Here is a 14,182-nt window from a genome sequence, read left to right on the forward strand (position 1 = left end):
AATTTGGTTTTGGGTAACGTTTACAACAGGTAGCTGAAATTCAGCATGACCTGATGGGCGCTATAGTTATGATTTAACTCACCTAAAGTGATAAAGCTTGTCGTTTCATCAAGCGACATTTGTGCGTCATCAGTGTCGTAATAACGCTCATAGCGGTAAGTCAGTTTGAGTGCCATTTCGTTACTCAGGTTGTAGTTTGCGTACATGTTGACGCTGTGGTTGTAGGAGTAATAATCACCATAGGGCGTCGTACCTGTGCTGGTGATATAAGTGTCGCTGTTTGAGTTGCTAAACAAGTAGTCAGCACCAAGAGTCAGCTTGTTTTGGAGTAATCCACCGTAGTGAATACCGGTGCCGATATTGATAAATTCATCTTCAACGTCGGTATACCAGTCAGCTGTGCTATAACTTTGGCTACTCGCTTGCGCTGAATTAATCCATTGCTGACTGGCAAAGCCATATAAGCTGACATGTTTAGAAACAGTGGCATTAAGGTTAAGGTTGACGCCGTAGTCTTCTGACTCGGTTAAGCCTATAACGGTGTCGTCGTAATCATCTTTGGCGTAGTGTGCACTGATGTCGACGCCTAACCAGTTGAGCGGGGTGTGGTTAATACTTAACTCAACATTATTACGGGTTCTGTTGGCCAGGTAGTATTTGCGCATTAAGGCGTTTTCTTCTGACGAGGTTAGCTCATCAGTTTGGTACGTTGAGCCATCACGGTTGCTGTGCTCTGCTTTAATATCAATAATAACGTTGTCTATAGCGCGAATAGACAATTTGCCCCATAGCGTATCGTCATGGGTTTCTTCACGGACACTGTAGCTTCTGTCTATTTCTTCACGGTCGTAACCCGCTTGTAGGCGATAACCCTGGCTTATGCGGTATTTGGCGTTGAGCTTATACGTTGCACGCTCAATGTCAGTAGCAATGTTTTCTTTAAAGGTGTCGTTTAAGTCATTAAAGGTGTATTGCTGAAATTCAAATACTGAGCTGTTGTTTTCGCGGTTGCTGTAGTCGTAGCTACCACCCACACGTAAACGATTACTCAACATTGATGACACTTTTAAGGTGGCATCTGTGGTATCAACTTCGCCATCCCAATTTTGTATGGGGTTGCCGTTCATTGAGATTAAGTCGTCATCTTGTATCATCCGGCCGACTATAAAACGGCCAGACATCACGGTGCTGTCTAATTGGTATTGACCCGAGAGTGAGACTTGATGCGCTTCATTGTCTGGTGCTGCGGCATAGACATCGTCTAAATAAGTGAAGCTTAAATCCTGGCTGTTATTGTCGTACTGGCTTACAAAATAACTGAGTTCGGTAAGCCAATTAGCCCCATTTACTATCGCGCCTGCGGTAAATGAATCGGTGGTTGAGTCAACCACTAAGCCAATGTTAACAGGGCTTGGGTTCATCACGCTGCTACTGGTGTAACCTGACTTATCTTCGGTGTCAAACTGCACATAACCTTGATACATGTCGTGTTGCACTTCAGCTTGCAAGGCCATTTTTTCACGTTGCTGAGAAAGCTCAAACGCGTATGGCAAGGTGCTGCCAACAAGCGTGCCCTGGTCATAATATAAATTGCTTTGCGCATCACCCGATTGATATGTGGTGATTAACTGATAGCCGGCGTCGATGTTAAATAATCCCGGTTTACCGGCGCTCATCAAAGCAAAGCTGTTTTCGTAGCCTAATTGGTGAGTTTGAAACTTAGCTTGGTAGCCATCAGCATTTTGGTATTGCACGTCAGCATTGGCCGTGGCAACAAAGCCATCCTGGTCAGTACCGAATGCATTGGCCGCATGCACATCATCACTTTCAATGTAGCCTGCTGCCACACTCACGTTACCGCGATAGCCTGAGTTCACTTCACAGCGCTTACATTGATAGTTTTGCTGGTCAACCTGAGTGATATTGGCCTGACTTACGGCAAAATTCGCTGACAGTACTGGCGCAGACGCGAGCAATAATGAGGCGGTAATAATATTGAGTTTAAAATTCATTGTGTGACTCCTCATTAACGCTGCAATGTGCTGCCAGCAGGGTGGTTAGAACCATGAATTTGGCTGTGGCAATTTAAACAACTTTTACCGCCACCAAAGGCGTCCACGCCTGGTTGCTGCACTACACGACTGGCATGGCCGTCATCGGCATGACATTGCTGACACAGTTGAGGTGCACGATGGGTGAGCATGCTTTCGTTTACGCTACCGTGCGGGTTATGGCAGGTAACGCAGTTTTCGGTGACTGGCGCATGTTCCCACAGAACGGGACCACGTTTTTCGGCATGGCAGCTGTAACATGTGTCATTAATAGAAGGTTTGTTTAACGCGCTTTCGGTCATTGACCCATGTGGTGAATGACAATCGATACAGGTCATTTTGATCCCATTTCATTGGGTGACTAGAGCGTTTGTTCATGTCTGCTTTTTCACGTGTATGACAGTTGGTGCAGGTGTCGTTGACGGTGAGTTTTTCAAGTGCAGGGTCGGTTGCGGCATGGACAACATGACAATCGGCGCAGGCAATGTCTTCAAGGTTGTGAGTGCTGTTATGCCACGCCATTTGCTTGGCATCATTGTGACACCCCTGGCAGACTGTATTTTGAGTTTGCGTAGACAGTTTGCTGTTTTGGCCAAACTGGATCATTGGCTCTTTACCACCGCGGTTGTGATTACCTAATGATTCATGACATGCTTCGCATTGTAGGCCTGCCATAGGAGATGCTGAGTTGGTGACATTGCCATGAACACCTTTAAAAATGTCCATTACTTTGTCATTTTTTTTATGACACATTAAGCAGCTATCAGCACCTTTAGGTGAATAGTTACCCTCTGCAAATTTTTCAATGAGTGTTGTTTCTAGTTGCTCTGCAGTTAAATCGTCCCATGGTAATGCATGAGCACTTTGCATTACGAATAACACACATCCAAATAATATGAATAATTGATACAGAGATCTCATTTTAAATATCTCCTTAAAACGATGTAATTAGCGTTCATGTCATTACCTGTAAGGAATAGCTTAATTAATATTAATGCATGCATTATTGATAAAAACTAATCGAAATTTTATACATATGAATATTAGATTTAATTAATGAGGGTGTTAATTACGCATACCTAATTACCCTTCCCTCAATCTAGAAATAATTAAAACAAAACTTCTTTACAAAAACTTACATACGCATATAAACAATGACAAATAACATGTGATTAACTTAACAAATATATAAACTAAGAGAATCACAACAAAGGTTAGTGACAAAAATCACAGATACAATAAAAGCGTGATCGTCACCACACATAAACAAAGCGTAATGCAATGAGACTTGTTAAAGTTAAATAAGGTTTCTAAAGTGAATGACTGTTCAGTTATTTACAAAAAGCTATCAAGGCGAATTCATATGGCATTAGTTATGTCTTTAAACTCTGACATGAAGAGTAAATCAACAATATTTCTTCCCGATATAGTGAAACCTGAGATTATGAGCTTTATTAAAGATCACGGTCACAGTATCTCCTTAAAAAAGGGGGAGTTAATCCCCAAAAGTATCTTACTTAACAATTTCATATATTTAAAATCAGGACTTTTGTTCTATATAAAGAGAACAAACAATTACACCAAACCTAAATTCGTTAATGTGATAACGCCTAATAGATTGACTGATTATCATTTGTTATTAGAAAATAACTGTACATGTTGTAAGAGTATAAAAGTGGCAAGAGATAGCGAACTCATAATTGTAGATAAATCATTGATAAAAAACCTTATAAAAGATGATATCGAACTATTTACTCAATTTATGTTTGATGCCAATTATTTTACAGAAAGGCAAACGGCACTGGCTATTTTTTTGCTGACATCATCTCCAGAAGATAAGTTGATAAAGTTTTTATTTGATATGCTTGTCGTTTATAACACTGAATTTTCATCACTTTGGCTGACAATTAACATCAAGCTTACTCGAGAAGAAATAGCGGATATTCTTCACATTAGTGTCATCAAATTAGATTTAATGATGGGAAGCTTAAAAAAACAAGGCTTGGTCACAAAAGAAAATGGACTCCTCTGCGTAAACACAGCTCTATTTAACGAATTATCCCCATGCCCTTTAGGCAGAGAGGATGCTCAAGGCTGCAAATCTAACAACATGTTGAAATTTAAGGTAAAAAACATGATTGAAATTAACAATTGACAGTTTAATCTAAAGAGATAATAAATAAAAATTATAACTCTTTACTGAAAACTGACTACCTTTCATAAGTTTTTTCTTTATAAGAATATTTGCAATATAAATATTTATACAAATTCCCTTAGTGGGAAATACATCAATAAAAATTCTATAATTGCAATTTACTCACATTGTATAAATACACAATATTAATATCTATATAATTCTGATGAGTTAATTATTTTTAAATAATTAATGTTAAAACATATCTAAACTTAATGCCCTTTTAAACGTCGGCTCAGGGCGCTTTGGCTGATCCCCAATATTTGCGCTGCCGCGGTTTGGTTGTTTGCGGTGCGACTCATGGCCTCATCGACTAATGCCTGGTTCATTTGGGCAATTGTCGGCAGTTGCTTGGGGAAAATTATCGTATTAAGTGGAGTATCATTCATTGATTTATGTTCATTAATCGCTTCCATAAAAGGGCTGGTATTGAGGGCAATACCATCACTTCTGCTTACTGCATCAAACACCATGCCTTTGAGTTCGTGTAGATTGCCAGGAAAGTCATAATTGGCCAACTGCGTGGCTAAATCTGCAGGTTGAATGGGGGCGGGTAAATTCATTTCTGTTGCAGCTAAGGCAATGAAATGATTAATCAACATTGAGATATCTAAGCGCCGTTCAACTAATGGCGGTAATTTAATTTTATGGACGCGCAGACGATATAAGAGATCACTTCTAAACTTACCCGCTTGGTGAAGTTTAAGTAAATCATCCTGAGTGGATACCACAAATTTACATTTTACTGGGTAAGCGGTATCGCTGCCTAAAGGATAGTATTGTTTGGTTTCTAATAAGGTAAGCAGCTTAATCTGAGCATCGAGCGGTAACGCACCAATTTCATTAAGATAAAGCACGCCACTGCCGACTTGATGCAGTAACCCTGCAACAGCTTCTAGCTCGCCATTATTATGATGATAAAGCTTGCCACACATTTTTTGTTCAAAGTATTCACTGCTAATCCCAGCAAGATTAATACTCAATAGCGGTTCATTTGGGCTATAGAGTGCATGACATGATTTGGCAAACTCACTTTTACCTGTTCCGCTAGCACCATAAATTAACAGTGGTTCAGGGCTGGCAGACACGGCTTCAAGGTAGCGAAATTGATCTAATAATATCGGCTCACAGGTCAAAATATTATTAAATGCTTGCGGGTTTTCTAGGGTGCGGCTTAAAAACTTCTCTTTAATATATAAATAGTTACGCTCAAGCCCAACGACCTCAAGTGCACGGCGAACTGTACGCGCAAGGTCGTCAACATCATCGGTTTTAATAAAGTAGTCGTAGGCGCCATTTTTAATGCAACGTACCGCGGTGTCGACTTCATTCACGCCGGTGACAATAATGACCCGAGTATTGGGAAAATCACTGCGAACCATGGCTAAAATGTCTTCGCCGGAATGAAATGGCATCGTTAAATCAACCAACACGAGGGCGTAGTCGCCCACTTGTAATCGATTTTGCACTTGGCGGCTATCAATACAAGTGTCAATTTCAGCCTCTGGCACCAACCTGTTAAGGGTTATTGCTAAAGTGCGTAACCAGGCAGCTTCATCGTCGACTAACAAAATATTTCGGGCTAGTTTCATTGCTTACTCTTTTGCTAAGGCAAACGTTAAGCGAATGCGGGTACCTTTACCCACACTCGACATCATTTGCATTTCACCTTGATGTTCTTTAATAATTTTACTGCAAACAGACAACCCTAACCCACTGCCACCTTCATGACGTCTTGTGGTAAAAAAGGGCTCTGTAATCCTTTTTAAGGTCGCACTATTCATGCCGCAGCCATTATCTGTAATGCTGAGTATGGCAGTTGTGTCTTGAATACGGGTTTCAATTTCAATAACACCTTGCTGTTCAGTGCAGGCATTACACGCATTTTGAATAAGGTTAATTAGCACTTGCTGTAACTGCTGAGCATCGCCATTAATACAGGGCTGTTGCTCTGTCAGCTGAGTAATAACCTGATGAAATTTGGTTTGATTTGCCGTCAAACGCAACGTTACTTGCACCACATCATTAAGACACACTTGCGTATATGCATCGGCAATATGTGGCATAGCATAGCGCTTTAAATCATTAACAATTCGGCTGATACGTTTAGCCGCGTCTTCAATAGAGCCACAACTGTGCTGCAGTTCTTTGATGGCAATGTCGGGCTGTAATCCTGCAACAAGCCAAAAAGGATTTTGCTTTTGGTAATATGTCGCCGCGGGTGATATGTCTTTCATCGCCGCACTAAATAACGACACGGCATGGACGATAAGCCCAGTCGGGTTATTAATTTCATGGGCAATCCCCGCAGATAATTCACCCAGTGAAGCAAGGCGACTGGCCTCTTCGTTTGCTTGACGTAACCTGTGTTGCTCGGTTGTCTCTTCAAGCAAAATAACCACTTGTTCTTGAGCGATGGGGTAAATTTGTAACTGCCAAAATTGTTGCTGGTAACGCATGTCTGCAATAAATGACTTTTGACTGGATAACACATTTAGCACGGCCGTTTTAAGTACAAATATATCGTTGTCTATGTAGTAAAATGCGTCTGAATCTAACAAATATATATTGTTATCGTTACTCCATAAGTGTTGCAAGTCTTTACTGACGATGGTCACGCCATTAGGGATGCCATCGAGCACAGATTGAAACTGCTGTGACAGTTCAGAGATTTCCGCTTCAATCCGCTTACGTTGGATCAATTCGGCATCTAGTGTGTGGGTTTTACGACGTAAACTCGCGCTAATAAACCCAGTGTAAATAAGGCCGGCACCTGAAATGATTGCCACGATAATCGCCAGCGCAAACATTCGCTTTTCGCTAAATGTTAAATCCACTTTTTCGCGTCCGGTACCAAACCATTTATTAACTAATTGGTCGTATTCGCCCGATAACTTAAGTTGTCTCAGCGCCTCATTAATTTGGTACATTTGCTCGGATTTACTACTATTGGCAACAAAATTAAATGCACCATAAATTAATGCATCACTTGAGCTACGTACCGACGGGTACATTGGCAATAAGCGCCGCGCAACAAAGCTTTCTGCAATCACGACATCAACTTGGTTTGTTATCAGTAATTGAAAACCTGTTTCATACAGATCAACATCAACCCGATCAAATTTTTGCAGTTTGTCAGATAAATACACATCAACAAACGCGCCATTTTTAATGGCGACACGCTTATCCACTAAGTCAGCCCAATTATTAATAAGCGCCTTTCCTTGCAAGGTATAAGCTTTGGCATGGGTAGCATAAATAGGGTCAGATTGCGCTAACTGACGATCCATATTGACCGGACTCACCACGGCAATCACATCAATGTCGCTGTTTGGGTTATGAACATCATTTAACAGTTGCTGAAAACTCTTGCGCCGAACAATAATTCGCGTATTGGTTAGCTGGCCGATTCTGTTCAATAGCTCAACATTAAAGCCCTGATCAACCCCGTTATTGCGCCACTCTAAAGTGGCCGTATTTGAGTGCACACCAAATACAATGCTGTCTTGCGCCAGCACTGGCAAGGTAAAGAATATAATGAAAAACAATATCAATCTCATGCGCTAATGTTACCGATTTAATCTATTCGAAACTGTGCAGCATTCCGCATATGAGTAAATCATTATGTAATCAAAGTGAGATTAATTAAAGTAGGTAAATCAACAAGAAGCTGACCTGAACTCAGTAACATTACATTCAATGTGACCCTGATCGCTATCCGCTATGCAAAAATGCATATACCCCTTTATAGCTATGCGTGTTTGCATAGTTCATTTAAACGCTTGTGATTGAACAGGCATTTCTAGGCTCAATCTTAGCGATTTTATTGTGAGTATTGGCAGTGTGAGTAAGCTTAGTGTTAGCAATATAAATCGCAGGTCACTTAAACCATAAATGAACTGCATTTTTAAAGTGGCGTGATCAATTGTGCCATAGAAAACAAAAATAAAACTTCTATAGTTAATAGGCTTAACGCCATTTAAAAATAGAGAGGGGATACAAATGAAAAAGATGAAACTTGCAGTCTGCCTTGCCACGCTAATGGGTAGCGCAGGCCTAATGGGTAATGCCGTAGCCGCCGACAACTTAGCCGACTTCCATACGCAAAACCAAGAATGTGATAGTTGCCACACTCCAGACGGTGAGCTTTCAAATGACAGTTTAACCTTTGAAAATGCGCAATGCGTATCGTGCCACGGCACCTTAGAAGAAGTAGCAGAAACCACTAAGCACGAACATTACAATGCTCATGCATCTCACTTCCCAGGTGAAGTGGCTTGTACTTCATGTCACAGCGCTCATGAAAAATCGATGGTTTACTGCGACTCATGCCACAGCTTTGATTTTGATATGCCATATGCTAAAAAATGGCAACGTGACGAGCCAACGATTGCTGAGTTAGCTAAAGACAAATCAGAGCGCCAAGCAGCACTAGCAAGTGCCCCACGCGACACCGTTGATGTGGTGATTGTCGGCTCTGGCGGAGCGGGTTTCTCTGCGGCAGTATCAGCCCATGACAATGGCGCTAAAGTCATTTTAATTGAAAAAGAACCCGTTATTGGTGGTAATGCTAAGTTAGCAGCAGGCGGTATGAATGCAGCTTGGATCGATCAACAAAAAGCCAAAGACATTAAAGATAGTCCAGAGTTAATGTACAAAGACACCATGAAAGGTGGCCGTGACTTAAACGACCCTGCATTGGTTGAAATTTTAACATCTCACTCAAAAGGCTCAGTTGATTGGATGACCCAAATGGGCGCAGATTTAAATGACGTTGGCCGTATGGGCGGCGCATCAGTTAACCGTTCACATCGTCCAACGGGTGGTGCAGGTGTTGGTGCTCACGTTGTGCAAGTGCTTTATGATAATGCCGTTAAACGCAATATCGACTTACGCATGAACACTCGTGGTATCGAAGTGCTTAAAACTGATGACGGTAAAGTCAAAGGTATCTTGGTTAAAGGTATGTACAAAGGTTATTACTGGGTGAAAGCCGATGCTGTTGTATTAGCAACGGGTGGTTTCGCTAAAAATAATGACCGCGTGGCTTCGCTTGATCCTAAACTAAAAGGCTTTATCTCTACTAACCAACCAGGTGCAGTAGGTGACGGCTTAGATGTAGCGGAAAATGCCGGCGGCGCGTTGAAAGACATGCAATATATTCAAGCACACCCAACGTTATCTGTTAAAGGTGGTGTAATGGTCACTGAAGCGGTACGCGGTAATGGTGCCATTTTGGTTAACCGTGAAGGTAAGCGTTTTGTAAACGAAATCACCACTCGTGATAAAGCCTCTGCGGCCATCTTAGGACAAACCGGTAAATCAGCATTCTTAATCTTCGATGATTCAGTCCGTAAATCACTGTCTAAAATCGATAAGTATATTGGTTTAGGTGTTGCACCATCAGCTGACAGCTTAGTGAAACTAGGTGAAATGGAAGGTATTGACGGTAAAGCATTAACTGAAACCGTTGCCCGTTACAACAGCTTAGTCACTAGCGGTAAAGACTCTGATTTTGAGCGTCCTAACCTACCTCGCGCACTAAACGAAGGTAACTACTACGCAATCGAAGTGACTCCTGGTGTTCACCACACTATGGGTGGCGTGATGATCGACACTAAAGCCGAAGTAGTGAATGCTAAGAAACAGGTTATCCCTGGTTTATATGGCGCTGGTGAAGTTACTGGTGGTGTTCATGGTGCTAACCGCTTAGGTGGTAATGCGATTTCAGACATCATCACCTTTGGTCGTTTAGCAGGTGAAGAAGCTGCAAAATATTCTAAAAAGAACTAAGTGATTCGATTTTAAAACTGATTTGCTAGTATCAGTTGAGCCACAGCCCAGTGCTGTGGCTTTTTTTATTCAATAATACTCAGTAGAGTTAAACACTCAACTCCATTTTTTGTTGCTGACGCCAATGAGACTCCATCACCGGGATGGTAAACCCGTAGCACAACACCACAATTAATGGTTGGATTTGAAAGCTAAGTTCAGGCCATAGTTGAAAGGCAATAACACAGGCAATGGTGCGGACAATAGCATGTACAATGGCAATTTTTTGCGCGGCGATCACGCCATGCACTAGCCACATTAACCCTGTTTGAATCGCTAACACAAAAGGAAGCGCAAGATAATTTTCCATAAAAAATGGAATGCTAATGCCAAAGGTTAAAAAACTCATCCCAACTGCAGCTAGAAACACATTGTCGAACCAATTACGATTAGCCGCTTTCTTAAAACCAAAGCCTTCCCCCGTTAGCTTAGAGACCCCCATGGCCAAATACACAATTGAGCCCGTACCAATAAATATAGCCATGACCATTTGTGAGTCGGATAGAGTAAAGCTTAAAGCAAATAAAATACTCCAAACAATCATGCCAGATAATGGCATCGCCAATGCACGTTGTTGACGGTATTCAATTAACTGCTGATCCAATGATTTATATTGCATGATAAAGCCTCCTTGTTGGTATGAATTGATTATCAGCAAAACACTCATTATGCAGTAGTGCACTTTGTCAGCAATCAAAGATGACAAATGTCACCTTAAGTGTTTCATATCAAGTAGGGTGACTCACCGATCTCACAGAACCTAATGTACGAGCCTCGTGTACAGAGTTTACACACTAAAAAACTAGTTGACATAATCAACCTTGATGGATATGGTTGACTTTATCAACAGATATCGTCTCCATTTTAATCATTTGAGAAACAAAATGCATTCACAACAGGTTCTGCCATTAGCCAACATTGACCCAAAGAAAACCCCTGTCATCCATAAAATTCTGGTGGTACTTGCGATGATGACCATTATGGGTGGTTCACTCATTGGCTTAATGACATACATCAACTTAGGTTATAGCGACACCTTCTTTAATGACTGGCTAATGTCATTTCTGCTTGCCGCGGTCACGGTTATGCCTGCTGGGTTTATCTTCATGGCTTTATTCACTTATGTTGCTCAAAGATGCCTACCTAATACCAGCGAGAAAAAGCGTAACATCGTCGTTGGCGTGTTGATGGCTATCACCATGGAATCGGCAATGGCATTGTCTACAGCCATTAATAATATTGGTTTTAGCAGCCATGCTGCATTGTTTAACCACTGGCTAGAGGCACTGCTTGCCGCACTGCCATTAGGCTTAACGTTAATGATCATTACCTCATTAACAATCAAACCTAAAATTGAACGATTTTTAAAAAGTTAATCTGAGGCATTTCCCCATGAGCAAAGACAATCAATATCGTATTACTGTTGAACATCTTGATGATAATCAACAAAGTATTCTGCAGTTACAGTTTGAATTTCAAGACCGAGAAGATTTATTTAAACTCGTTGAAAACCTTAAAATAGGCAGTGGACTGCCAGCCGCAGAAGCCACTAAATTAAGTGTTGGTTTACGTTTATTAGGCCCATTGATGATGCATAACCGTAAACACCCGCTGTTTATCGATTTTATGCCGCACTTTAAAACCTTTATGCAAAACTTAAAAACCACAGTTAAAAACGCGGTAACTAATAAGTAGATAGCAACACCGACATATCATTAATAAGGCCAATATCATGAACATTGCCATCACCGCAGCCAGCGGAAAACTAGGTAGCGCCATTGTTAAAGCACTACTTGCTCACTCGCCAGAGCATCATATTATTGCTCTGGCGCGCACTCCAGAAAAAGCCCAGCATTTAGGCGTTGAGGTCAGGCTCGGTGACTATAACGACCCAGCCCAACTGCTGCAGTCGTTACACTCTGTTGATGTGCTGTTACTGGTGTCAGGCATGGACTCACCAGACAAACGCATTCAACAACATCGCAATGTCATCGAAGCGGCTAAACAAGCTGGAGTACAAAAAATTGTGTACACCAGTGTTCAAGGCGCTGAAGCAGGCACCGCATTTTCTCCTGTGATCCAAAGTAATCGACAAACAGAAAAAGATGTGCGCGAAAGCACATTAGAGTGGGTCATTGGTCGAAACGGTATTTACATTGAGCCCGATGTTGAATACATCGACACCTATCAACAAGTAGGCGGCATTTTTAACTGTGCCGCAGAAGGTAAGTGTGGCTATACCACTCGAGATGAGCTGGGTTTTGCCTATGCCAAAATGCTGACCGAAAACCACCATAACGACAAAACGTATAACTTAAGCAGTGAGCCAATCACTCAATATCAATTGGCAGATTATTTAAATCTTGCTTTTGATACTCAGCTTACTTATCAACCAATCACATTTGAGCAATTTAAACAGCGCAGCATTACCGATCTCGGCGAGTTTATAGGCACTGTAGTCGCAGGAATATACCAAGGTATATCACAAGGTAAAGCCGATAACCCAAGTCACTTCACTCAAGCAGCAGGTCGGGAACATATCAGTTGGAATGATTACTTTAGTCAATTAAAGTCAAAGCATTAATCGTGGTGGCTCAAAATCCGCCTCCCAATAGTTAATTGACTAATACACCGCCGTTTGGATCGATATCCAGGCGGCGCATGGTGCGAATAAGGTTACTTCGGTCAAGTTTTAGCGTTCGTACGACAGCGGCCAAATTGCCGCGTTTTTTCGCTAAAACTGCACAAATAACATGACGTTGATATTGATCGGTAGAGTCGCGTAAGCCATAGCGACAAACTTGTGCTAGCTCAATCTCTGCCGGGCTATCAACTTGAGTTACAGGAGCCAACTCTGCAGCCACTTCTGGCTGATTAACAGCAAACTCAATCCCAAGATGAACACAGCCAATACTAATAATACTGGCAAGACGGCCTTGTTCGCTTATTGCCCGTAACGCAGCGCGACTCAATAAGTGTTCTAATTCGCGCACATTGCCCGGCCAGTCATATTGCATAAGTTGTTCAATCGCCGTTTGCTGTAACCTCAGTTTGGCGACGCCCAATTGATGCTGACTTTTTTCGAAAAAATATCCTGCCAGTAAAATAACGTCTTTACCGCGCTCGCGTAATGGCGGCACAGGTAAAGGATAAACACTCAAGCGGTGATACAAATCCGCCCTAAAACGCCCTTCTTTCACTTCTTGCTGTAAATGGCGATTTGTCGCGGCAATAATTCTCACATCAACCACAATAATCTTATCGCTACCAACGCGTTGAATTTCACCATTTTGCAGTGCACGCAATAGTTTAGCTTGTTCCGCTAATGGCAACTCGCCCACTTCATCTAAAAATAACGTGCCGCCATCGGCTAATTCAAAACGGCCACGGCGATCACTCACCGCACCAGAAAATGCCCCTTTAACATGACCAAACAGCTCGCTCTCTACAATACTTTCAGGTAATGCTGCGCAATTGATTTGTACCAGGGGTTGTAGATTACGCCGTGATTGTTGATGAATACTCTTTGCCTACGCCGGTTTCACCGGTAATCAACACCGACAAATCACTATTAGCAACCGTATCAATTTCGGCCTGTAATGGTTAATAGCTGCACTTTTACCAATAATGCTTGAGAGATCCATAAGGTCGCTTGAGCTACCTGGTGGCTTTGTTCAATTTTGGCCTCTAGTGCTTCAATGTGCTCACGGGTTTTAATCGCTGCAGCTACCCCTGCAATATATGCTCGGGTTTCGGTAGGATTGAGGGCATCAAAGCTGCCTGCTTGCATCGCATCTAGGGTGAGCCCCACCACCGCAACAGGCATCAAATAATCGTGTTTGAGCTTTAATAACACCACTGCGTCACAAGGAATTGCACGTTGAATCGCTTGAATAAGTCGTAAATAACGCTCCGATTTAGCCAGATCGCGATTTAAGTCTTCTACAATATCAATGAAAGGTGAAATATTCATGGCAAGTCAAATTAACCCAGTTTGGGTCAATTTAGCCTTTACCAGTATTATTTGTTATAAATCAACCAGATAAATATTGGCATGTAATGTGTAATACAAACAGTATCGCAGATAAACAATTGAAGTTTATCG

Annotated in this window: 11 protein-coding genes and 2 pseudogenes; 5 read left to right on the top strand and 8 right to left on the bottom strand. The window is 41.8% G+C overall.

The features are described from left to right. Window positions 1-20: 20 nt before the first annotated feature. Window positions 21-2,012, bottom strand: a complete 1,992-nt coding sequence (locus tag N4T56_RS17620; protein WP_261734148.1) for an MtrB/PioB family decaheme-associated outer membrane protein — start codon at window positions 2,010-2,012, stop codon at window positions 21-23. Between the two features lie 14 nt (window positions 2,013-2,026). After that, a pseudogene (locus N4T56_RS17625) lies at window positions 2,027-2,921 on the bottom strand (DmsE family decaheme c-type cytochrome). Window positions 2,922-3,414: 493 nt separating this feature from the next. Between N4T56_RS17625 and N4T56_RS17630 the strand changes: the two are divergent. Continuing rightward, window positions 3,415-4,206 carry a Crp/Fnr family transcriptional regulator gene (locus N4T56_RS17630; protein ID WP_261734149.1) on the top strand — a complete coding sequence of 264 codons (792 nt, stop codon included), beginning with the start codon at window positions 3,415-3,417 and terminating at the stop codon, window positions 4,204-4,206. A gap of 251 nt (window positions 4,207-4,457) precedes the next feature. Here N4T56_RS17630 and N4T56_RS17635 read toward each other — a convergent pair whose 3' ends face one another. Together N4T56_RS17635 and N4T56_RS17640 are read right to left on the bottom strand one after the other, a co-directional pair. Continuing rightward, window positions 4,458-5,837, bottom strand: a complete 1,380-nt coding sequence (locus tag N4T56_RS17635) for a sigma-54-dependent transcriptional regulator (RefSeq protein ID WP_261734150.1) — start codon at window positions 5,835-5,837, stop codon at window positions 4,458-4,460. A 3-nt stretch (window positions 5,838-5,840) separates the two neighbouring features. Next, the gene (locus N4T56_RS17640) at window positions 5,841-7,793 is read right to left on the bottom strand and encodes an ATP-binding protein (RefSeq protein ID WP_390904082.1); all 1,953 of its coding nucleotides are present in this window, start codon (window positions 7,791-7,793) and stop codon (window positions 5,841-5,843) included. 454 nt (window positions 7,794-8,247) lie between these two features. Here N4T56_RS17640 and N4T56_RS17645 point away from each other — a divergent pair, with 454 nt between their 5' ends. After that, a complete protein-coding gene (locus N4T56_RS17645; RefSeq protein WP_261734152.1) occupies window positions 8,248-10,038 on the top strand; it encodes a flavocytochrome c in 1,791 nt (596 codons plus the stop codon). Between the two features lie 88 nt (window positions 10,039-10,126). Here N4T56_RS17645 and N4T56_RS17650 read toward each other — a convergent pair whose 3' ends face one another. Further along, window positions 10,127-10,696, bottom strand: a complete 570-nt coding sequence (locus tag N4T56_RS17650) for a DUF7010 family protein (RefSeq protein ID WP_261734153.1) — start codon at window positions 10,694-10,696, stop codon at window positions 10,127-10,129. Between the two features lie 265 nt (window positions 10,697-10,961). On the opposite strand from N4T56_RS17650, the gene N4T56_RS17655 reads away from it, so the two are divergent. Genes N4T56_RS17655 through N4T56_RS17665 form a run of 3 tightly spaced genes read left to right on the top strand, consistent with a single transcriptional unit; the run spans window position 10,962 to window position 12,661 of the window. Then, a complete protein-coding gene (locus N4T56_RS17655; protein WP_261734154.1) occupies window positions 10,962-11,453 on the top strand; it encodes a DUF2798 domain-containing protein in 492 nt (163 codons plus the stop codon). A 16-nt stretch (window positions 11,454-11,469) separates the two neighbouring features. Then, window positions 11,470-11,772, top strand: a complete 303-nt coding sequence (locus N4T56_RS17660) for a DUF3861 domain-containing protein (RefSeq protein ID WP_261734155.1) — start codon at window positions 11,470-11,472, stop codon at window positions 11,770-11,772. Window positions 11,773-11,809: 37 nt separating this feature from the next. After that, window positions 11,810-12,661 (top strand): SDR family oxidoreductase, encoded by an 852-nt coding sequence (locus N4T56_RS17665; RefSeq protein WP_261734156.1) that lies wholly within the window; start codon window positions 11,810-11,812, stop codon window positions 12,659-12,661. A 31-nt stretch (window positions 12,662-12,692) separates the two neighbouring features. Here the strand turns inward: N4T56_RS17665 and N4T56_RS22950 are convergent, their stop codons facing one another. The 3 genes and pseudogenes from N4T56_RS22950 to N4T56_RS17675 form a co-directional block, all read right to left on the bottom strand. Then, window positions 12,693-13,277 carry a hypothetical protein gene (locus tag N4T56_RS22950; RefSeq protein WP_449329057.1) on the bottom strand — a complete coding sequence of 195 codons (585 nt, stop codon included), beginning with the start codon at window positions 13,275-13,277 and terminating at the stop codon, window positions 12,693-12,695. Further along, window positions 13,266-13,635 (bottom strand): annotated as a pseudogene (locus N4T56_RS22955) (sigma 54-interacting transcriptional regulator); the annotation flags it as partial. The pseudogene N4T56_RS22955 and the gene N4T56_RS22950, both read right to left, overlap by 12 nt. Window positions 13,636-13,660: 25 nt before the next feature. Next, the gene (locus N4T56_RS17675; RefSeq protein ID WP_261734157.1) at window positions 13,661-14,050 is read right to left on the bottom strand and encodes a hypothetical protein; all 390 of its coding nucleotides are present in this window, start codon (window positions 14,048-14,050) and stop codon (window positions 13,661-13,663) included. Window positions 14,051-14,182: the final 132 nt, after the last annotated feature.

The organism is Shewanella phaeophyticola (assembly GCF_025398315.1).
Taxonomy (GTDB): Bacteria; Pseudomonadota; Gammaproteobacteria; order Enterobacterales; family Shewanellaceae; genus Shewanella; species Shewanella phaeophyticola.

What these genes read in the sequence shown, in the direction of transcription:
- N4T56_RS17650 (WP_261734153.1), bottom strand. Translation starts at nt 10,696, where the DNA reads ATGCAATATAAATCATTGGATCAGCAGTTAATTGAATACCGTCAACAA.
- N4T56_RS17620 (WP_261734148.1), bottom strand. Translation starts at nt 2,012, where the DNA reads ATGAATTTTAAACTCAATATTATTACCGCCTCATTATTGCTCGCGTCT.
- N4T56_RS17635 (WP_261734150.1), bottom strand. Translation starts at nt 5,837, where the DNA reads ATGAAACTAGCCCGAAATATTTTGTTAGTCGACGATGAAGCTGCCTGG.
- N4T56_RS17645 (WP_261734152.1), top strand. Translation starts at nt 8,248, where the DNA reads ATGAAAAAGATGAAACTTGCAGTCTGCCTTGCCACGCTAATGGGTAGC.
- N4T56_RS17675 (WP_261734157.1), bottom strand. Translation starts at nt 14,050, where the DNA reads ATGAATATTTCACCTTTCATTGATATTGTAGAAGACTTAAATCGCGAT.
- N4T56_RS17630 (WP_261734149.1), top strand. Translation starts at nt 3,415, where the DNA reads ATGGCATTAGTTATGTCTTTAAACTCTGACATGAAGAGTAAATCAACA.
- N4T56_RS17655 (WP_261734154.1), top strand. Translation starts at nt 10,962, where the DNA reads ATGCATTCACAACAGGTTCTGCCATTAGCCAACATTGACCCAAAGAAA.
- N4T56_RS17660 (WP_261734155.1), top strand. Translation starts at nt 11,470, where the DNA reads ATGAGCAAAGACAATCAATATCGTATTACTGTTGAACATCTTGATGAT.
- N4T56_RS17665 (WP_261734156.1), top strand. Translation starts at nt 11,810, where the DNA reads ATGAACATTGCCATCACCGCAGCCAGCGGAAAACTAGGTAGCGCCATT.